Here is a 21,597-nt window from a genome sequence, read left to right on the forward strand (position 1 = left end):
TTATTTAGTTATTGGACTGTGATTTTATGACACAAATCTTATTTAACTTAATAACTTTATTTTTCTTTCTGACTCATTAAATATTTAATATATCCATTTAAAATCAAAAGAGTTTTATTATGTATTGTTCTTAATTCATTTAAATTTTCTTCTGAAATATAGCCTTCATCAAAAGCTATAATTCCATGATCGAGAGTTTCAAACAAAGAGCCTCTAGCTATTCTACAAAACTGAATATTCTCTTGATAATGAAATCTTCCATATCCTTCAGAGATATTATTTCCAACAGAACGTGATGAACGTTTAATTTGATCAATAAGAGCAAATTTCTCAGAATTAGGGATCTTATTAATTATTTGGGTTTTTACAAATAATCTTAAATTTCTTGCTTCTTTCCAACAAGCCAATTCTTCAAAAGATTTAAAGTTACTCACCTAATAACTAAATAATTAATAACTATTTATAAGATCTCTGCTTCAATTCAATATCTTTAAATTCTAATTCTTCCTTATGTAAAACGGCATCTGCAGGCTCTCCTTTATATTCCCAAGCAGAAACAAAGGCAAAATCTTTATCATTACGTTTTGCTTCTCCCTTTTGCTCGCCGTCTAATTCTACAGACTCTTCTCTAAAATGACCTCCGCAAGATTCTTCTCTTACTAAAGCATCTTTAGCAAATAGCTCACCTAATTCTAAAAAGTCGGCTACACGACCTGCTTTTTCGAGTTCTGGATTCATTTCATTTGCATTTCCAGGAACTTTTACTTCTTTCCAGAATTCTTCACGAATGGCTTTTATTTCCGCCATAGCTTCTTTTAAACCTTTTTCATTACGCGCCATTCCTACTTTATCCCACATTACTTTCCCAAGTCGTTTGTGGAAATAATCTACAGATTTTGTTCCTTTATTATTGATAAAGAAATCGACGCGATCCTTTACTTCTTTTTCAGCTTCATCAAATTCCTTAGTATCTGTTGGTATTTTTCCTGTACGAATATCATCTGATAAATAATCACCAATAGTATATGGTAATACAAAATAACCATCAGCTAACCCTTGCATTAAAGCAGAAGCACCCAGTCTGTTTGCTCCATGGTCTGAGAAATTCGCTTCACCTATACAATAACAACCCGGAATGGTAGTCATTAAATTATAATCAACCCAAACACCTCCCATTGTATAGTGAGTTGCTGGATAAATCATCATAGGTGTTTTGTATGGATTCTCATCAACAATTTTCTCATACATTTGGAATAGGTTTCCATATTTGGCTTCCACAATCGCTTGACCTAGTTCGTATACTTTTTCTTCGGAAGGGTTTGTTATATTATGAATCTTAGCTTGTTCTTTTCCATAACGCGTAATAGCAGATTTAAAATCTAAATAGACCGCTTCACCAGTAGCATTAACACCATAACCCTCATCACAACGTTCTTTTGCTGCTCTAGATGCCACATCACGAGGCACTAAGTTTCCAAAGGCTGGGTAACGTCTTTCTAAGTAATAATCTCTTTCTTCTTCAGACAAATCGGTTGGTTTCTTACGCCCCTCTCTAATTGCCATAACATCGTCCATATTTTTAGGAACCCAAATACGTCCATCGTTACGCAAAGATTCAGACATCAATGTTAATTTGGATTGATAATCTCCAGATCGCGGAATACATGTTGGGTGAATTTGTGTGTAACAAGGGTTTGCAAAATATGCGCCTTTTTTATGAATTTTCCAAGCAGCCGTAGCATTACTTCCCATAGCGTTGGTTGACAAGAAATATACATTTCCGTATCCTCCGGATGCAACAACTACTGCATGTGCCGAATGTCTTTCAATCTCACCGGTTATTAAATTACGAGCAATGATTCCTCTGGCCTTACCATCTACTTTTACAACATCAAGCATTTCGTGACGGTTAAACATCTCTATTTTACCACGAGCAATTTGTCTATTCATTGCAGAATACGCTCCTAATAACAATTGCTGACCTGTTTGCCCTTTAGCATAAAATGTTCTTGACACCAACACACCACCAAACGAACGGTTATCTAATAGCCCACCATAGTCACGTGCAAAAGGAACGCCTTGTGCGACACATTGGTCAATTATATTTGCAGACACTTCTGCTAAACGATACACATTTGCTTCTCTAGAACGGTAATCACCACCTTTTACAGTATCGTAAAATAATCTATATGTTGAATCGCCATCACCTTGATAGTTTTTTGCAGCATTAATACCTCCTTGCGCTGCAATTGAGTGTGCACGACGTGGAGAGTCCTGATAAGCAAATGCTTTTACATTATATCCTAACTCTGCTAAGGTTGCTGCGGCAGAGCCACCTGCTAAACCTGTACCTACTACAATAATATCTATATGACGTTTGTTTGCAGGGTTTACTAAATCGATATGATTTTTATAATCTGTCCATTTATCTTTAATTGGACCTTTTGGTACTTTTGAATCTAAAGCCATATTAATTCTTTAAGATTAATGGTTAAAATGATGAACAAGTGCAATAATTATAAACCCTAATGGAATAATAATAGAATATAATTTTCCAAAAGTTTGCATCTTCTTTTTGCGACCTGCGGTCACACCCATAGATTGAAATGCAGAAGTGAAACCATGTGCTAAGTGCAGCCCCAATAAAACAAATGCTACAACATATGCTCCCACTCTCAAAGGATTATGGAACTTCTCTACTAATTCATGAAAGTATCTAAAACCACCATCGTGCATCCCAGACATATCTCCCTGAATATATTTAGTATTTATTTCCGGAAACCAGAAATCTATAAAATGAAGTACAATAAAGGCTAATATAACCAGCCCACTATAAATCATATTTCTGCTCATCCAAGTAGAGTTTGCAGCACCATTGTTTTTAGCGTATGCAACGCCTTTCGCTTTCTTATTCTTAAGTTCTAATACAAATCCCATTACAAAATGGAATACAACACCGAATATTAAAACTGGCTGTAATGCAAATTGAACTAAAGGATTTGTTCCCATAAAATGGGATAGCTCGTTAAAAATATCTTCACTGAACAAAGATGTGATATTTACTGCTAAATGTATTATTAAGAAAAACATGAGGAAGAGAGCAGAAAGTGCCATAGCCACCTTTCTTCCTATCGAAGATTTAAAAAATCCACTCATTATTTATTTAATTTAGATATAGAGTGTAAAGATAATTTACATTAAATTCATAGGCAAAAAGTTATTGCCTTAAATTCTAATTTAGAATAATTATAAGTTAAGTAGTAATACTTAGTTTTTGAAAATTGTTTTTAAGTATTTTCTCAAAAAACAAGTCATGTTTACTTTATAACTATTTTTTTAGTAATCATCGCATTTTCAGAATGAATGTTTACAAAATAAATGCCATTAGAGATCCCCGCTAAACTAATAACCTTTGTCCTTGAGGTGTTAGAAGTATCGTATTCAGAAATAAGCCTTCCGCTAACATCATAAATGGCAGCTTTTTCTAAGTTTATAAACGATGCATTTTTAATGAAGAATTGTTCTTTTGCTGGATTAGGAAATATAGTAATTGCACTTTCTAATTCATCTTCATCTACACTTAATCCACAGTTATATGTTGACATAGACGACTTTCCAGAAAAACATGAAAAGCCAGCAGGGCCAGGAACACTAGATTCACTTCTACTTTGCACATTATTTGCTGCAATAATATTATTTGCAGATAAAACCCTAAGCTGTTCAGACGGACCAATATTAAAATGCATTACATCATTATCTGTATCAATAACATGACCTAATTGGTGTGCATGACCTAATTCGTGAAGCGCTACACTCTCAAAATCAAACGCCGCACCTGGAAAACCACTGCCATAATACCAAGTCTCTCCGTCATCAAACACTATATCTATTTCTGTGGGGTAAGATTGAAAATTAGCCAAAGAGGTTCCACATCCCGAAAAAGAATACGAGGTTTGCCCAAGTGTTCCAGCAGGTAATTCAGACCCATTGTCAAACCTAATAACATTTGTTTCATCTAAATCTGCTACATCTACAGGAGTAACATCTCCTATAGTAAAGTTTACACCTGTCTCACAACGCCACGTTTCTAAAGCAGATAAAAAGGCAGCTTTAGCGCCTGATTCTTCAATGTCAGCATCAAAACTTGTTTCCATTTGCCAAATATAACCTCCACTTCCATCGTTATCAACATGTCTAGTAGGGTATGCATAGTTGTTTGTTTCTCCAGCTATGGTTAACTCAAATATCCCATTAAGTTCAGAAGATGTAACTGTTAGGTCTGTGGAAGAATCAATAATATTTGAATTTGCATCAGTTACTCGAATATTTCCAGTTCCTGCTTCAGAAGGAACTTCAACCGTAATAGAGGTAGAAGTCCAATTAGTTACTTGTGTGTCTAAAGCATCTATATAATCAGGAGACCCCATATCTTCACCTCCAGAATCGGCATTTCTAAAACTAACTTTACCTTGAGTACTACCAAAATCACCAGAAGCTCCTCCAGGGATAGTAATGGTTATAGTAGATTTTGTTCCAGCTGAAACAGTTGTTGGAGAAAAAGATATAGCAGTTGGTATTAAAACACTCTTCTTTTGACTCAATTTTTTACTTACACTTTTTACATCAAAAGAAGTTATCTCTTTATAGTCTGATTTTGTATGTTTAATTATTTCTTGATAAAATGTATTGGTAATCCCTTTTTTATTATTGAAAAAATTTACGGCAATATCATCATATAGATTATATTTATAAAAACCTTGTAAAGAACTATATACACTAAAATATTTACTAGCAGTTTTGTTTTCTTTTGAAACAGAAATATTATTATCAAATAAGGTAAACATTCCTAGATCATCAACATTTAATTTTAAACTATGTGTTACTATTTGATAGTTTAATCCAATTGTACCTCCTTTTGTTATTACTTCAACACTAGATACTGGCTCTCCTTTAAAAACTTTATATATTTCAATTGTATTAGATGTGTAGATATTATTATCTATACCTCTGAATGCCTTTTTCGAGATAACCTTCCCTTCTACTACTAAACTGGAATTTTCAATTTGCTGTTTCAAAGGTATTTCTCTTAGCATTGTTTGAGACAACAAAAGCTCAGAATTAAACAGCATTAAAACTATAATGATTATAAATACATTTCTTTTCATACAAGTAATTTTGTGGGAGCCTTAAACTATATACACTATAACACAATCTTTAGACTATAATTTATTAATGAGAAATACACTTATGTAAAAACCATGTTAAGCCAGCAATTCTATCAAATATAACAAATTATAATTATAACATAAGATTTCGTTAGTTTTGTTACATCTAACAACAAAGACTTAAAATATTTTCTTACAATGAAATACCTTCCTATAAATAACAAACTCTTTATAAAAAACAGAAAAAACTTTACTTCTAACATGAAACCTAATAGTTTGGCTGTTTTTAACTCAAATGACATCTATCCTATAAGTGCTGATAGCACCATGCCTTTTGAACAACACAGAGACATCTTCTATCTAAGTGGTGTGGATCAGGAAGAAAGTATTTTGATGTTATTTCCAGATTGTCCAAAAGAAAAACATCGTGAAATATTATTTTTAAAAGAAACCAATGAGCATATTGCTATTTGGGAAGGCGAAAAACTAACTAAAGAAAAAGCTTTCGAAACTAGTGGTATTAAAACTGTTTATTGGCTACAAGACATGGAGAAAATCATGTTTGAAATTATGACACAGTGTGATACTATTTATATAAATACCAACGAGCATTATAGAGCCAATGTAGAAACCGAAACCCGGGAAGACCGTTTTACAAAATGGTTAAAAGAAAAATACCCGGCGCATGCTGTTGCAAAAAGCAATCCTATTTTACAAAAGCTTCGCTCTGTAAAAGACCCCATTGAAATAGATCTAATTCAACAGGCCTGTAATATTACCGAAAAAGGATTTAGACGTATTTTAAATTTTGTTAAACCCGGTATTTGGGAATATGAAATTGAAGCTGAGTTTATGCATGAATTTTTGAGAAATCGCTCTAAGAAATTTGCTTACACCCCAATTGTTGCCTCAGGAAATAATGCGAATGTATTGCATTATATAGAAAACAATCAGCAATGTAAAGCGGGCGACTTAATATTGATGGATGTAGGTGCAGAATATGCCAATTATTCTAGTGACATGACACGTAGTGTCCCTGTTTCGGGAAAATTTACTCCAAGACAAAAAAACGTTTACAATGCTGTAAATAGAGTGAAAAATGAAGCTACAAAAATGTTAACTCCCGGAACGGTTTGGGCAGATTATCATGAAGAAGTTGGCAAAATAATGACCCATGAATTATTAGGTTTAGGACTTATAGATAAAGCCGATGTACAAAACGAAAACCCCGAATGGCCAGCTTACAAAAAATATTTTATGCATGGCACGAGCCACCATATGGGATTAGACACTCATGACTATGGCATTTTAACAGAACCTATGCAAACCAATATGGTATTTACGGTAGAACCCGGTATTTATATTCCAGAAGAAGGTTTTGGCATACGTTTAGAGGACGATGTAGTTATTCAAGAACATGGAGAGCCATTTAATTTAATGAGACATATCCCTATTGAAGCAGATGAGATAGAAGACATTATGAATTCATAAAATAAAGAAGAAAGGGTCGTTTAAAAACGACCCTTTTGCTAGCAATACTAAAATATTGTAATTTATAGAGTGACTAATTCAAATAAATAATCATTTAGTTTTTGTAGCGAATTAATTTTATCTTTTGTATCAACTAACAGCGAAATATTATTTTTGCTTCCGCCATAAGAGATCATTCTAATTTTTACATCTTGTAATATTTGAAATAACTTATAAGTATCTTGATGATTAACAACAGAGTGACCTACTAAACAAATGATACTTTGATTTTGATCAACTTCTATGGTCGCTATTTCATCCAATTCTTCAATAATATTGTCTAAATTCCTATCATCATCAATCGTTAAAGAAACAGCAACCTCCGATGTCGTAATCATATCAATAGGTGTAGCATAAGTTTCAAAAATTTCAAATACTTTTTTTAAGAAACCATGTGTCTGCAACATTCTAGCAGATTTAATTTTTATAGCTGTAATATTATCTTTGGCAGCTATGGCTTTAATACCATTTTCTGAAGTAATATTTGAGATTAATGTTCCATGAGCATCAGGATTCATCGTATTTTTTAAACGTACTGGAATATTATCTGCCCTAACCGGTGTAACTGTTTGTGGATGTAATATTTTAGCACCGAAATAAGCTAATTCTGCGGCTTCATCAAATGATAAGTTAGAAATCGGCTTAGTATTTTCGACATATCTAGGGTCGTTGTTATGCATTCCGTCAATATCTGTCCAAATTTGAACTTCCTCAGCTTTCATAGCTGCTCCAATAATAGTTGCAGTATAATCACTACCTCCACGTTGTAAATTTGAAACTTCATTGTTAGCATCTAAGCAAATAAACCCTTGGGTTATATATATTTCTGAATTCTCTGCAGCATTTAAAGCTACCTGAAAGTTTTGTTTTATATAATTTATATGCGGCTCTTTATCTTCGTCAATACGCATAAAACTTAAAGCGGGTAATAAGGTAGAACTTATACCTTCCTGCTGTAAAAAACAGTTAAACATATAGGTAGAAAGCAACTCTCCCTGCGCAAGAATATTATTTTCTAAACTTATAGAAAACGCTTTATAAGTGCATGTAACTAAAAAATTAAAAATGCTGGAAACATAATCTTTAACTTCTTTATTTAAATCTTTATTAATTAGAAGTTTATCTATAGTAACAGAGTAAGTTTCATGCAGTTTATTAATTTTATCAATAGCTTCGTTTGGCTCCCTGTCTGCAATATCGTTCGCAATAGCCACTAACTGGTTTGTAGTACCAGACATAGCAGAAAGCACAACAACCTTCTTTTCTCCGTCGTTAATAATATCTTTAACGTTGTGTATATTTTCTATAGAACCAACCGATGTTCCACCAAACTTCAATACTTTCATTTACTCTAATTTATATGTAAATCTAAAACTCCTTAGCCTAATACCTATTATTTATTTAAAAAAAAGATTATTTTTGCACATATTGTTAAATAATTAACACGAGATCACTCGTAACAAATAGATATAAGCACATGAAAACCGTATCTAACTGTGTTGAAGATATTTTGATAACGCAACCTTATTTAGAAGAGGCTTTATCTAGAAACATCATAAACTTTAGCGCCTTAGCTCTTGAGTTAACAGAACCTATTAGCAAAATGCTTAAGAAGGATGTAAAACCGGGGGCTATTATGATGGCTTTAAGGCGATACAATCCACCTGTCACGTTAACCAATTCAATAAAAATGAAACGGGTTATTCAAAATTTAGGAGATATAACTGTGCGCTCAAATCTAACAGATTTTACCGTTAAAAATTCTGAAACGATTATTGATAATCATTCCAAAATTCTAGATCGAATAAATCAAGAATCGAAATTATTTTACACATTTACCAGAGGCATTCATGAAAGTAATATCATAATTTCCAGCAGCCTAAAAGATTTTATTGTTAACCAATTAAAAAACGAATCTTTTTTAGCAGTCCAAGATGGGTTATCTGCAATTAGTATAAACCTACCTCAAGACAACTCTAAAATTGCAGGTTTATATTATCATTTTTTTAAGCGTCTAGCTTGGGAAGGTATTGTTCTTTACGAAGTAATTTCTACCACAAACGAATTTACAATTTTAGTAGAAGATGTATATGTAGACAAAGCCTTTGCTGCTATTAAAAGAGTAAAATCCTAGTGTTTCGTATTTAATGAATTTACAATACAAAGGCATTAATGTTTTTTATACCGATAAAGGCAAAGGCAATGCTATTGTCTTACTCCACGGGTTTTTAGAAAACGCTTCTATGTGGGATACTTTTATTCCAACATTATCAAAAAAAAACAGAGTTATTTGTATCGATTTATTAGGCCATGGAAAAACCGAATGTCTGGGTTATATACACACAATGGAACTTATGGCAGAAGTGGTTCATGCAGTTTTAAAGCATTTAAAAATTCGTCGTTCCACTTTTATCGGACACTCCATGGGTGGTTATGTAGCACTCGCTTTCGCAGAAAAAAACCCTAACGCATTGAAAGGTCTGTGCCTTATGAATTCCACCGCAAGAGCAGACACAGCTGAAAAGAAAAAAAATAGAGACCGAGCCATAGTAGCCGTTAAGAAAAACCATAAAATATTTATTAATATGGCTATCTCTAATTTATTTAGACCAAAGAATAGAATTCTTTTTTCAGAAAAAATAAATCAGCTAAAAAAAGAAGCTATAAAAATGCCTTTACAAGGTATAGTAGCTTCTCTTGAAGGCATGAAAGTTAGAGAAGATAGAGAGGCCCTTCTTCATTTTACACCTTTTAAAAAAATGCTCATTATTAGTAGAAAAGATCCAGTTCTAAATTACGATGCTTTAATTTCTCAAACAAAAAATACAAACGTAAACGTGGTTGAGTTTCCTGATGGACATATGAGTCACATTGAAAATGAAAGCGATTTTTCACACGAAATAATGTATTTCATCGAAAATATATAGCACTTTGTCGTTTTATTGTTTTTTTTGTTTTAGATTTATTGCTCTTAAATTTTGTAACATGAATAAACCTACTACCAACACACCCCCTTTTATCCCTAAAATTTATTGCAATCTTTTTGGACATCATTATCGAGTAACCAAAAAAGTTACATACCATGTAAAGGAATACACATGTTCTCATTGCAAAAAACAGTTAACAACAAATAGCAACGGTAATTTAATTGAACTTACTCCTAAATTTAAGGAGATAAATGCCATATTAGAACGCATACATATCTCAAGAATGGAACGTTCAAAGAAGAAAACAATCGCTTCGTCGATTTACTAACATGTAGTTAAATATATTTGATTGTTTTTTAATAATTTAATAGGCTCTAACTAATTAATCTAATAGCACTAAATGAAAAACATTCACTGTAAGTTATTTGGACATGATTTCCGGGTAACTAGAAATGTCACATACCATGTAAAAGAGTACACTTGTAAAAACTGCAAAAAAGAACTCACAATCAACGGAAATGGTCATTTAACAGAACTTACACCTAATTTTAAAGAAATAAATGATGTCTTAGAACATATTCATATGAAACGACATATGAAATCCTCTATCAAACAACAATCAAGTACATCGACTATAGATACATCAAATCTATTAGTATTTAAACATTAAAATTTTTCCAACCTTGTGCTTTAATCGGTATTTTAGTATCTGCTCTAGTTACTAAATGTATGCCTACTTGCGCTACTTTCATATAACCAATAACGGTTAAATTAGGGTTTGCCTTTATTTTAGAATAATCGTCTTGAGACATTGTAAATAGCAGTTCGTAATCTTCTCCCCCATTTAAAGCGACTGTAGTACTATCAATATTAAACTCTTCGCATGTTGAAATTACCTGAGGATCTAACGGAATTTTTTCTTCATATACATCACACCCAACCTTACTCTGTTTACATAAATGTATAATTTCTGAAGATAAACCATCGCTTATATCAATCATTGAAGATGGTTTTACCTCCAAATCTTTCAATAATTTAATAATATCTTTTCGTGCTTCTGGTTTTAATTGACGCTCTATAATATAAGAATAGGGACTTAAATCCGGCTGACTATTAGGGTTTACTTTATATACTTCCTTTTCGCGTTCAAGGACTTGCAACCCCATATAAGCTGCTCCCAAATCTCCGGTAACAACTAATAAATCATTTGGTTTGGCTCCATCCCTATACACCTCATTATTACTTTTAACTTCTCCAATAGCCGTTACAGAAATCAACAATCCTGTTGTAGAAGACGTCGTATCGCCACCAACAACATCAATATTGTAAATCTTTGCAGCAGTTTCTATACCAACATATAAATCTTCGAGAGCTTCCAACGGAAATCTATTTGACACCGCTATAGAAACCGTAATTTGGGTTGCTTCAGCGTTCATCGCATATACATCAGATAAATTAACAATAACCGATTTATACCCCAAATGCTTTAATGGCATATAACTTAAATCGAAATGCACCCCTTCCACAAGTAAATCGGTTGTAATAACTATGTTCTTGTTCTTAAAACCCAAAACAGCAGCATCGTCACCAATACCTTTAACAGTCGACTTATGTTTTATTTCAAAATTCTTAGTTAAGTGATCTATAAGTCCAAATTCCCCCAAATCACTTAATTGAGTCCTCTGTTGATTTTTATCTTCTATCATAGCGCAAAAATAAGAAGCTTAAATATATAAATGAATAAACTTTTAATATTAAATAACATGAAGCTAACCTCAAAATGATATAGACCATCGTTTCGTTTAAGCATAAAAATTGATAAAAGCAGGTGCCTTTTGATTTTTATTAAGCTAATTTTGTTATTTTACATGAACATATATAAACAATATGTTTATTGTAAAATTCGTTTCAATCGAATAGAATTCTACACTTTGAAAAAGAATAAATTAAAAAATTGCTAACATGAACGACTTAAAAAAGAGTATTCGTTTTACTAAACCATTTGTATTAGGCTGTTTATTATTTTTATTTGCTCAATCTTGCGATAGAGATAATAATGAACCTATATTTAGAACAAATATTTTAGCACCTTGTGAAAATGGTTTAGCCGATATTTACCCCTGTAACAACTACGATTTAATGGTACAAATACCACTAAGTACTTTTGGAGCTACCGCAGGAAATGATTCCTGGGGTTGGGTAGATTCTACTACAAAAAAAGAATACGCATTAATAGCTACTGATGTTAATGTGTCTTTTATTGATATTTCAGATACCAGTAACCCTATATATTTAGGAAATGTTCCAACTGCAACTACGAGTAGTCCCTGGCGCGATGTAAAAGTTTATGAAAACCATGCTTTTATTGTAGCAGATAATGCCGGAAATCATGGCATGCAAGTATTCGATTTAACACGTTTAAGAGATGTTACTAATCCACCAGAAACATTTACTCCAGATGCTCATTTTACTGAGTTTGGAAGTGCACATAACATAGTAATAAATGGTGATAGTGGCTACGCTTATATTGTTGGAGCCAGAACACAATTCTCTGGAGGCCCCATATTTATAAACATTCAAAATCCAACATCACCAGTATCAGAACAGGGGTTTAGTGAAGGAGGTTATTCTCATGATGCCCAAGTTGTAACTTATAATGGACCAGATACAGATTATACAGATCGCGAAATATTAATTGGTAGTAATGAAAATGAAGTAGTTATTGCAGATATAACAGATAAAGCAAATCCGGTTTCCATTTCAACCATTAGCTACAGTAATGTAGGTTATACCCATCAAGGTTGGTTTACAGAAGATCTGAATTATTTTATTTTGGGAGACGAAACAGACGAAACAGATATTGGACTCAATACACGTACAATTGTTTTTGATTTTTCAGATTTAGATAATCCTGCATTTCACTTCAGCTATTTTGGGCCATCCTCTGCTATTGATCACAATGGTTATGTTAAAGGAAATATTTTCTATCAAGCTAGTTATACAGCTGGAGTAAGAATATTAGATATATCTGAAATTGAAAATAGCATCTTCACCGAAACTGGTTTTTTTGATACATATCCTGAAAACGATGGAACAGCATTCGATGGTGCTTGGAATGTATACCCTTACTTACCAAGTGGAAATATTATTATCAGCGATATTAATAGAGGATTATTTGTTATAAGAAAAAGTGGTACATAATTATATTATCTATTATGCCCTATACATTTAAAAGATACACGTTTGTATTACCTCTTATTTTTATTGCATCATTTCTTTTTAATTGCTCTAAAAATGATGACACACCTAAAACAACAGATAATTTAAATAAAGAAATAGCGTTTGTAAAAACTATTGGCGGTACAAAAAATGAAAGTGCTCAATCCATTATTAAAACTTCAGATGGTGGCTATCTTATCTTAGGATATGTACAGAGTGCAGATGGAGATGTATTAAATAAACAAAATGAATCTTTTGATTACTGGTTATTAAAATACGACCAAAATAACGCACTACAATGGCAAAAAACATATGGAGGTAGTGATGATGATCGCGGTAGTGATGTCATTCAGACATCAGACGGTGGCTTTGCCATTTTAGGTTATAGTCAAAGTAATGATGGTGATGTTACCGAAAATAATGGTTTTAACGATTTTTGGATTTCTAAGCTAGACAGTTCCGGTACCATTTCCTGGGAGAAGTCTTTTGGTTTTTCTGGAGCAGATAAAGGTATATCTATAATTCAAACCAACGATAATGGCTATCTTTTAACTGGTGTTCTAGATGTATCGGCTTCAAACGGTGAAGGAAATAGCAAATCTTTGTCGTCAAAAAGACATGCTGGAGGTGATTATTGGGTTATTAAACTCAATGCTTTAGGAGAAAACGAATGGACTAGGTTTTTTGGAGGCACTTTCACAGATACCCCTTACGATGCTCTTCAAACAGAAGATAACGGTTATATCATTGTAGGGTCATCAGATAGCGAAGATGTAGATATAAAAGGAAACAAAGGATCATATGATTTTTGGGTCATTAAAATATCTGATACCGGAAATTTAGTTTGGGAAAAATCTTTTGGAGGTTCAGAAACCGATGAGGCCAGAGCCATTGTCAAATCATCAGATGGTAATTACATTATTGTTGGAGATACCAGAAGTAGCAATATGGACGTTTCAAATAATAAAGGCGCAGCCGATTGTTGGGTTATTAAAATATCTCCTGTTGGTGAACTTATTTGGGAGAAAACTTTCGGTGGATCTAGTTTTGATTCATCACATGCTATTATAAAAACCCAAGACAATGGTTTTATAATTTCCGGAAACTCGAGAAGTGCTGACAGTGATATCTCCATTAACCAAGGACAAAATGACGCTTGGGTGTTTAAAATAGATGCTAATGCTAATATAGAATGGCAAAAAACCGTTGGAGGTTCAGACATCGATTTAGCCTATGATGTTATAGAACTAAGTGACGAAACAGTTATTGTTGTTGGAGAATCCAATAGTTCGAACATCGACATTCCTGAAAATAAAGGATTCTCTGATTTATTAATCTTTAAAATAAAATAAAAATGCAAAGAATAGTCCCCATATTCATTTTTAGTTTAATCACATTATTATCTTGTGGTACAGATAACGACGACATCGTTTCTCAAGCAAATGTAACATTTAATTTTAGTCATAATTGGGATGCGTCACCAATTACAAATACTAACTTTAATACCATTCAATATACCAATGCCAACGGAGAACAGTTAAGTATTACAAAATTAAGATACCTTATTTCTAACATAACATGTCAAAAAGAAAATGGCGAAATAATCACACTTGATGGTTATAATCTAGTCGATGTTACTAATAACACAAACCTTTCTTTCACACCTCTTTCTACAATACCAACTGGAACTTATAGTAGCGTAAGTTTTACTTTTGGGTTTAATAATGATGATAATATTGATGGAATCTATCAAGATTTAAACTCGACATCCTGGAATGTTCCGACTATATTAGGAGGCGGTTATCATTTTATGCAATTAGAAGGCAAGTTTGTTGATAATACAACAACCGAAACGGGTTATGCATATCACGCCATTAAAGCGGTAGATAATTCCGGTGCAACACTGGTGTTTAATGATACTTTTTTTGAAGTTGATTTAGGTAAAATCACAATTACCAACAATGCTACTTTTAATATTGAAATGAACATTGCCGAATGGTTTGTAAACCCAAATACCTGGGATTTAAATGTTTTGAATAATATGCTAATGCCTAATTTTAATGCACAAATTATGATGTTTGAAAATGGAAAAAATGCATTTAGTCTAAAATCTGTTAATCAATAATTTTTTTTGAAACAATGGATCACACATATTAGCTGTCTTTTAATTTTTATTTGCGCTTCCTGTTCAAATGAAACCATAGAGCAATATGTGCCTACTCCTAGCCCATTACAAATTCCGCAGTTATTCCAAGATAAAATATTAGACCCCGTAATTCCAATAAACAACCCACAAACGGTTGAAGGCATTACGCTTGGTAAAAAATTGTTTTTCGATCCTATTTTATCAGCCAATAATACACAAGCCTGTGCCGATTGTCATGCTCCTGAAAATGCTTTTACAGATGTCGACAGGTTTAGTGACGGAGTAGATGGTATTCTAGGGAACCGTAACGCTATGCCATTATTTAATCTGGCATGGAATTATGATGAAAAATTCTTTTGGGACGGTAGTGCTTTCAGTTTAGAACATCAGGCTTTTGCACCTGTCACAGATCCTATAGAAATGAAAAGTACTTGGATCGAGGTAGCACAAAAATTACAAGAACATTCAGAATATCCTAACCTATTTAATTTGGCTTTTGGGACATCAACGATAGACTCCTCTTTAGTAACAAAAGCCATCGCTCAATTCGAACGGACTTTAATCTCATCCAATTCTAAGTTTGATAACTATTTAATCGGTGAAGGTACTTTAACAACCGAAGAACTCAATGGTTTTAATGTGTTTATGGATGAAACAAAAGGCGATTGTTTTCATTGCCATGGTAGTGAGAACAACCCATTATGGACAGATAATTTATTTCATAATAACGGTTTAGATGCTGTTGTGACAGATTTAGGTCTGGGGGAAGTTACTGGAGATCCTGCCGATAATGGAAAATTTAAATCACCTTCGTTACGAAATCTGGCTTTCACCGCTCCTTATATGCATGATGGCAGATTTGCAACGCTTGACGAAGTCATTAATCATTATAGTGAAGGGCTACAAAACTCTCCAACCATAGATCCTTTAATGAAAAAAGTGGCACAAGGAGGCGTACAACTTTCGGCTCAGGATAAAGCAGATTTAAAAGCATTTTTACTAACTCTTTCGGATCATGAGTTTATTAATAATTCAGATTTTAAAAACTTTTAATTTTTAAAAACGTACGCTTTTTCCTATAAAAAAATAGATTTTTTCCTTCATTATTTATACTATTTTACCTATATTCAGGTTGTCTAAACTATTTAATTTATGAAAACAGCAATAACTTCAAACTTTTTTTGTTTAGTTTATGGACACAATTATTTCCGCATAAAAGAAGCAAAAACAGATACTCCAAGCTTAGTTTGTAAGTGTTGCAAAAAATATTTCATGTTAAATCCTTACGACGATATTATTGAAGTAGAGCAACAGCGAAGCATATTTCTTCTTCCAAAAATTAAAAAAATAATGTAACTTATTTAAACAAATCTTTATTAAGGTTCAAAACAAACAGATTTACTTAACTTGATGATATTGATCGCGCACTAGCAGAGTAGTTTCTTCAAATATAAAAAGTAAAGTATAATAACCTCTTACACTTATACCCCTATAAGAAAAACCTATAAACCTATTTACTAATATAATGTTAGGTTATATGGTAATCCATGACTTATATTGTATATTTGTACCCTATTTAGAAACCGTCTTAATAAAATGATTTTGAGTACATTTCTAAATTTAATTAAAACACTATGATAAAAGTCTCTGAAACAGCTAAAAAGAAAGTTATTGAATTAATGACCGACGATGGCTATAACCCAACTACAGACTACGTGCGTGTAGGTGTTAAAAGTGGTGGTTGTTCCGGGCTGTCTTACGATTTAAAATTTGACAAAGAAAGTAAAGAGGATGATAAGGTTTTTGAAGATAATAATGTTAAGATTATCGTCGATAAAAAAAGCTTTTTATACTTAATCGGAACAACACTTGAATACTCAGGTGGATTAAACGGAACTGGTTTTGTATTTAACAATCCTAACGCTAACCGTACTTGTGGTTGTGGCGAATCATTTTCGCTTTAAAGTTCAAAATTTAAAATTCTTAATTCAAAGTTATGCCAACCGTAAAACAATTTGAAGATTTAGAAATTTGGAAACTTGCCAGAATTTTATGCAATGACATTAACAAGGTTGCTGTTAATACAAATTTAAAATCAGATTATAAACTGTATAGTCAGATAGACGGTTCATCCGGTTCAATAATGGATAATATTGCAGAAGGGTTCGAAAGAAATGGAAATAAAGAATTTATTCAGTTTCTATCAATTTCGAAAGCCTCCTGTGGAGAAACTAGATCTCAACTATATAGAGTTTTAGATAGAAACTATATAAATGAAGAAAAGTTCAATAAACTATACGATCAAACTATTGTTTTAGGAAAAATGATTGGAGGTTTTATGAACTATTTAAAGAAAAGTGATTTCAAAGGAAGTAAATACAAAGTAGATTAACTTAACTTTGAATTTTAAATATTAAACTCGAAATATGAGTAAGTATACAGAAGATGATCTTCGTGAAGAGCTAAAAACCAAAGAATACGAATATGGTTTTTATACCGATATACAATCGGATACATTTCCTAATGGTTTAAATGAAGATATTGTACGTGCTATTTCCAAAAAGAAAGAAGAACCGGAATGGATGACCGATTGGAGATTAGAAGCTTTTCGTGTTTGGAAAGATATGACCGAGCCAGAATGGGCAAACGTACACTATAAAAAGCCAGATTTTCAAGGTATTTCATATTATTCTGCACCAAACAGCAAACCTAAATATGATAGTATAGATGAAGTAGACCCAGAATTACTGGCTACTTTTGACAAACTAGGAATCTCATTAGATGAGCAAAAGAAACTAGCTGGTGTTGCTATGGATGTGGTTGTAGACTCCGTTTCGGTAGCTACAACATTCAAGAAAACCTTGGCAGAACAAGGTATTATTTTCATGAGTATTTCAGAGGCCATTAAAGAGCACCCTGAACTTGTAAAAAAATATATTGGTACCGTAGTTCCTCAAAAAGACAACTTTTATGCTGCTTTAAATAGTGCTGTGTTTAGCGATGGTAGTTTTTGTTATATTCCAAAAGGTGTTAAATGCCCCATGGAATTATCAACTTACTTTAGAATCAACCAAGCAGGCACAGGTCAATTTGAAAGAACATTAGTCATAGCAGATGAAGGTAGCTACGTTAGTTACCTAGAAGGTTGTACAGCACCAAGCAGAGACGAAAATCAGTTGCATGCCGCCGTAGTTGAGTTAATTGCGCTGAACGATGCCGAAATAAAATACTCAACCGTACAAAACTGGTATCCCGGAAATGCAGAAGGCAAAGGAGGCGTTTACAACTTTGTAACCAAGCGTGGTTTATGCGAAAAAAATGCAAAAATCTCGTGGACGCAAGTTGAAACAGGTTCTGCCGTTACATGGAAATACCCATCATGTGTATTAAAAGGTGACAATTCTGTTGGAGAGTTTTACTCTATCGCAGTAACAAACAACTACCAACAGGCTGATACCGGTACTAAAATGATTCATTTAGGAAAGAATACTAAATCGACTATCATTTCTAAAGGAATCTCAGCAGGAAAATCACAAAACAGTTACCGTGGGTTGGTTCAAATAAATTCCAGAGCAGAAAACGCTCGTAACTTTTCGCAATGTGACAGTTTACTTATGGGAAATGAATGTGGTGCACACACCTTTCCTTATATAGAAGCTAAAAATAAATCGGCTAAAATAGAACACGAAGCCACAACAAGTAAAATTGGTGAAGATCAAATTTTCTATTGCAACCAGCGTGGTATCGATACCGAAAAAGCCATTGCTTTAATTGTAAACGGATTTAGTAAAGAAGTTTTAAATAAACTCCCTATGGAGTTTGCAGTTGAAGCTCAAAAATTATTAGAAATAAGTTTAGAAGGATCAGTAGGATAGACAAATTTTTACTAGATGTAACACTGAGTTCAGTCGAAGTGTTTCATTAATTAAAAACTTTTACTTTAAAAATGAAAAAAGCATTTCTTACAGCAATAATTTTAACAGCATTAATAAGCTGTAAAAAGGGAACAAAATCTGAATCTTTAGAAGATACTGTTATTACAGCAGATAGCCCGGAAAAAACTGCGAAGCAAAATGATGGTCTAACACTTTTAAAAGGTGATTTTGTTTTTTACGATGGCGCTGCAGTATTACAAACCCATACAAATATTTATGGTGTTTTAATTACCGATAAAATGCAAGAGCTAAACAAAAAAGCAGAAGCTTTTAAATTGAAGCCAACAGACATGGTTCCTGTAGCAATTAGAGGAAAGATCACTAATGAAAAACACGAGAAAATACTTTGGGACAATAAAGTTGAAGTTATTGAAATTTTAAATGTAACAGCACCAAAGAAAGAAGATAATAACGTTGTAAAACTAGGAAACTAATTGATATAGAAAAGAGAATCAAGATAAAAGAGAATAGACTTAAAAATCTTGAATTTAAAACTTTGAATTAAAACGTATGTTAAAAATTGACAATTTACACGCAAGTGTTGAAGATAAAAATATTTTACAAGGCATAAACCTTGAAGTAAAAGCTGGTGAAGTACATGCTATCATGGGACCTAATGGTTCTGGAAAAAGTACACTGGCTTCTGTTATTGCAGGAAAAGAAGAATATGAGGTAACAAAAGGCAATATTGAATTTAACGGTGAGAATATTGATGAATTAGCTGCCGAAGAGCGTGCTCATAAAGGCGTATTTTTATCGTTTCAATATCCAGTTGAAATCCCTGGTGTTTCTGTTACCAACTTTATGAAAACAGCCATTAACGAAACTAGAAAAGCTCAAGGGTTAAATGACATGCCTGCTAAAGACATGCTTAAATTAATTCGTGAAAAATCGGAGCTTTTAGAGATTGACAGGAAATTTTTATCACGCTCTTTAAACGAAGGTTTTTCCGGAGGAGAGAAAAAACGTAACGAGATTTTCCAAATGGCTATGTTAGAGCCAAAACTGGCTATCCTTGATGAAACCGATTCTGGTCTTGATATAGACGCTTTGCGTATTGTTGCAAATGGCGTAAACAAACTTAAAAGCAAAGACAACGCTGTGGTCGTTATTACACATTACCAACGCTTATTAGATTATATAGTTCCAGATTACGTACACGTATTATACAATGGAAAAATTGTAAAATCCGGCACAAAAGAACTCGCTCATGAGCTTGAAGAAAAAGGCTACGATTGGATTAAAGAAGAAGTGAACGCTTAAAATTAGTTGGTAGTAAACAGTGCAGTTGGCAGTAATGCTTGACTGAGTAATGAACACTACCAGTTGAACACCAAGACAATGGATTTAAAAGAAAAATTATTATCATCTTTTTTAGTATTTGAAAATCAAGTAGACATAGATACTTATGTACACGATGTTAGAAATGATGCTATTAAAATATTTGAAGAAAAAGGCTTTCCAACTAAAAAAGAAGAAGCCTGGAAATACACCTCTTTAAACAAAATACTAAAAGAAGATTATAGTGTATTCCCTCAACAAGAAAACGCCTTAGAATATAAGGACATTAAAAAATATTTTATCTACGATATAGATACTTATAAAATTGTATTTATAGATGGTAAATATTCATCTCACTTATCGCAAACCACACACGATGGCATAGATGTTTGCCTTATGTCTGCGGCACTTACAAAACCTAAATACCGTATTTTAATTGAAAACTATTTTAACAAAGCAGCAACTAAAGATAGTTTATCATCACTAAATACAGCCTTTTCAAGTGAGGGCGCTTATATTCATATTCCTAAAAATAAATTGGTAGAAAAACCAATTCAAATTGTACATTTTTCAACAGGCAATGAATCTGCAACCATGTTACAACCACGAAATCTAATTGTGGTTGGTGAAAATTCACATGTACAAATCATAGAACGTCATCAAAGTTTAACCAACAATCCAGTACTTACAAATAGCGTTACCGAAATTTTCGCAAATAAACGTGCTATTGTAGACTATTATAAAGTTCAGAATGATAATTCAAACGCTTCGTTAATAGACAATACATTTATAAAACAAAAACAAGAGAGTGTGGCATCTGTACATACTTTTGCTTTTGGCGGTAAATTAATACGTAATAATTTAAACTTCTATCAACAAGGAGAACGTATTGATTCTATCTTAAAAGGCGTTACTATTATTGGCGAAAAACAACATGTAGATCACAACACATTAGTACACCATATAGAACCTAATTGTGAAAGTCACCAAGATTACAAAGGCATCTTTGGAGAAAATGCAACAGGTGTTTTTAACGGGAAAATTATTGTTGAAAAAGAAGCTCAAAAAACCAATGCATTTCAAGCTAACAACAATATTTTAGTAAGCGACAAAGCGACCATAAATACAAAACCGCAGCTTGAAATTTTTGCAGACGATGTTAAATGTTCACATGGATGTACCATTGGACAATTAGACGAAAGCGCTATGTTTTATATGCGATCGCGTGGTATTCCGGAAAAAGAAGCCAAAGCACTATTAATGTATGCTTTTAGTAATAACGTATTAAGTTCAGTTAAAATTCCCGAAATAAAACAACGTATCAACAAGATTATAGCAAACAAATTAGGTGTTAATTTAGGATTTGACCTTTAGTTCCTACTAATCCCGTCCCG

General features: G+C 32.8%; 22 protein-coding genes. 16 read left to right on the forward strand and 6 right to left on the reverse strand.

The features are described 5' to 3' along the window. Positions 1–56: 56 nt before the first annotated feature. The 4 genes from Q4Q35_RS20740 to Q4Q35_RS20755 all read right to left on the reverse strand — a co-directional run bounded on the left by Q4Q35_RS20740 (position 57) and on the right by Q4Q35_RS20755 (position 5,165). Positions 57–434 (reverse strand): four helix bundle protein, encoded by a 378-nt coding sequence (locus Q4Q35_RS20740; RefSeq protein WP_303279970.1) that lies wholly within the window; start codon positions 432–434, stop codon positions 57–59. 22 nt (positions 435–456) lie between these two features. Then, positions 457–2,469, reverse strand: coding sequence for a fumarate reductase/succinate dehydrogenase flavoprotein subunit (locus tag Q4Q35_RS20745; RefSeq protein WP_303279971.1), 2,013 nt, complete (start codon positions 2,467–2,469; stop codon positions 457–459). A gap of 15 nt (positions 2,470–2,484) precedes the next feature. Further along, the gene (locus Q4Q35_RS20750; protein WP_303279972.1) at positions 2,485–3,156 is read right to left on the reverse strand and encodes a succinate dehydrogenase cytochrome b subunit; all 672 of its coding nucleotides are present in this window, start codon (positions 3,154–3,156) and stop codon (positions 2,485–2,487) included. Positions 3,157–3,317: 161 nt separating this feature from the next. Next, positions 3,318–5,165 carry a T9SS type A sorting domain-containing protein gene (locus Q4Q35_RS20755; protein WP_303279973.1) on the reverse strand — a complete coding sequence of 616 codons (1,848 nt, stop codon included), beginning with the start codon at positions 5,163–5,165 and terminating at the stop codon, positions 3,318–3,320. Between the two features lie 198 nt (positions 5,166–5,363). On the opposite strand from Q4Q35_RS20755, the gene Q4Q35_RS20760 reads away from it, so the two are divergent. After that, a complete protein-coding gene (locus tag Q4Q35_RS20760; protein WP_303279974.1) occupies positions 5,364–6,656 on the forward strand; it encodes an aminopeptidase P family protein in 1,293 nt (430 codons plus the stop codon). Between the two features lie 62 nt (positions 6,657–6,718). Here the strand turns inward: Q4Q35_RS20760 and Q4Q35_RS20765 are convergent, their stop codons facing one another. Further along, positions 6,719–8,041 carry an aspartate kinase gene (locus Q4Q35_RS20765; protein ID WP_303279975.1) on the reverse strand — a complete coding sequence of 441 codons (1,323 nt, stop codon included), beginning with the start codon at positions 8,039–8,041 and terminating at the stop codon, positions 6,719–6,721. 131 nt (positions 8,042–8,172) lie between these two features. Between Q4Q35_RS20765 and Q4Q35_RS20770 the strand changes: the two genes are divergently transcribed. The 4 genes from Q4Q35_RS20770 to Q4Q35_RS20785 all read left to right on the forward strand — a co-directional run bounded on the left by Q4Q35_RS20770 (position 8,173) and on the right by Q4Q35_RS20785 (position 10,292). Continuing rightward, entirely contained in the window at positions 8,173–8,829 is a 657-nt protein-coding gene (locus Q4Q35_RS20770) for a hypothetical protein (RefSeq protein ID WP_303279976.1), read from the forward strand. Between the two features lie 13 nt (positions 8,830–8,842). Continuing rightward, positions 8,843–9,622: an alpha/beta fold hydrolase gene (locus tag Q4Q35_RS20775; RefSeq protein WP_303279977.1), complete on the forward strand. Its 780-nt coding sequence runs from the start codon at positions 8,843–8,845 to the stop codon at positions 9,620–9,622. A 58-nt stretch (positions 9,623–9,680) separates the two neighbouring features. Then, the gene (locus Q4Q35_RS20780; RefSeq protein WP_303279978.1) at positions 9,681–9,950 is read left to right on the forward strand and encodes a DUF1660 family phage protein; all 270 of its coding nucleotides are present in this window, start codon (positions 9,681–9,683) and stop codon (positions 9,948–9,950) included. A 72-nt stretch (positions 9,951–10,022) separates the two neighbouring features. Then, positions 10,023–10,292 carry a DUF1660 family phage protein gene (locus Q4Q35_RS20785; RefSeq protein WP_303279979.1) on the forward strand — a complete coding sequence of 90 codons (270 nt, stop codon included), beginning with the start codon at positions 10,023–10,025 and terminating at the stop codon, positions 10,290–10,292. Here the strand turns inward: Q4Q35_RS20785 and thiL are convergent. Further along, the gene (thiL, locus tag Q4Q35_RS20790) at positions 10,282–11,328 is read right to left on the reverse strand and encodes a thiamine-phosphate kinase (RefSeq protein ID WP_303279980.1); all 1,047 of its coding nucleotides are present in this window, start codon (positions 11,326–11,328) and stop codon (positions 10,282–10,284) included. The genes Q4Q35_RS20785 and thiL overlap by 11 nt on opposite strands. A 256-nt stretch (positions 11,329–11,584) precedes the next feature. Here thiL and Q4Q35_RS20795 point away from each other — a divergent pair, with 256 nt between their 5' ends. From Q4Q35_RS20795 to sufD, 11 genes are all read left to right on the forward strand, one after another. Then, the gene (locus Q4Q35_RS20795) at positions 11,585–12,823 is read left to right on the forward strand and encodes a choice-of-anchor B family protein (RefSeq protein WP_303279981.1); all 1,239 of its coding nucleotides are present in this window, start codon (positions 11,585–11,587) and stop codon (positions 12,821–12,823) included. A gap of 14 nt (positions 12,824–12,837) precedes the next feature. Beyond that, positions 12,838–14,193 (forward strand): hypothetical protein, encoded by a 1,356-nt coding sequence (locus tag Q4Q35_RS20800; protein ID WP_303279982.1) that lies wholly within the window; start codon positions 12,838–12,840, stop codon positions 14,191–14,193. Between the two features lie 2 nt (positions 14,194–14,195). Continuing rightward, entirely contained in the window at positions 14,196–14,966 is a 771-nt protein-coding gene (locus Q4Q35_RS20805; protein ID WP_303279983.1) for an MbnP family protein, read from the forward strand. A 27-nt stretch (positions 14,967–14,993) separates the two neighbouring features. Continuing rightward, a complete protein-coding gene (locus Q4Q35_RS20810; protein ID WP_437439765.1) occupies positions 14,994–16,040 on the forward strand; it encodes a cytochrome-c peroxidase in 1,047 nt (348 codons plus the stop codon). Positions 16,041–16,139: 99 nt separating this feature from the next. Beyond that, a complete protein-coding gene (locus tag Q4Q35_RS20815; RefSeq protein ID WP_303279985.1) occupies positions 16,140–16,343 on the forward strand; it encodes a hypothetical protein in 204 nt (67 codons plus the stop codon). A 278-nt stretch (positions 16,344–16,621) separates the two neighbouring features. Continuing rightward, positions 16,622–16,951, forward strand: coding sequence for a HesB/IscA family protein (locus tag Q4Q35_RS20820; RefSeq protein ID WP_303279986.1), 330 nt, complete (start codon positions 16,622–16,624; stop codon positions 16,949–16,951). A 32-nt stretch (positions 16,952–16,983) separates the two neighbouring features. Next, positions 16,984–17,379 (forward strand): four helix bundle protein, encoded by a 396-nt coding sequence (locus Q4Q35_RS20825; RefSeq protein WP_303279987.1) that lies wholly within the window; start codon positions 16,984–16,986, stop codon positions 17,377–17,379. Between the two features lie 34 nt (positions 17,380–17,413). Next, entirely contained in the window at positions 17,414–18,862 is a 1,449-nt protein-coding gene (gene sufB, locus Q4Q35_RS20830) for a Fe-S cluster assembly protein SufB (RefSeq protein WP_303279988.1), read from the forward strand. A gap of 71 nt (positions 18,863–18,933) precedes the next feature. Continuing rightward, a complete protein-coding gene (locus tag Q4Q35_RS20835) occupies positions 18,934–19,356 on the forward strand; it encodes a hypothetical protein (RefSeq protein WP_303279989.1) in 423 nt (140 codons plus the stop codon). Between the two features lie 76 nt (positions 19,357–19,432). Next, a complete protein-coding gene (sufC, locus tag Q4Q35_RS20840) occupies positions 19,433–20,185 on the forward strand; it encodes a Fe-S cluster assembly ATPase SufC (RefSeq protein WP_303279990.1) in 753 nt (250 codons plus the stop codon). A gap of 78 nt (positions 20,186–20,263) precedes the next feature. Continuing rightward, entirely contained in the window at positions 20,264–21,577 is a 1,314-nt protein-coding gene (gene sufD / locus Q4Q35_RS20845; protein ID WP_303279991.1) for a Fe-S cluster assembly protein SufD, read from the forward strand. Positions 21,578–21,597: the final 20 nt, after the last annotated feature.

It is taken from the genome of Flavivirga aquimarina, assembly GCF_030540835.1.
Taxonomy (GTDB): Bacteria; Bacteroidota; Bacteroidia; order Flavobacteriales; family Flavobacteriaceae; genus Flavivirga; species Flavivirga aquimarina.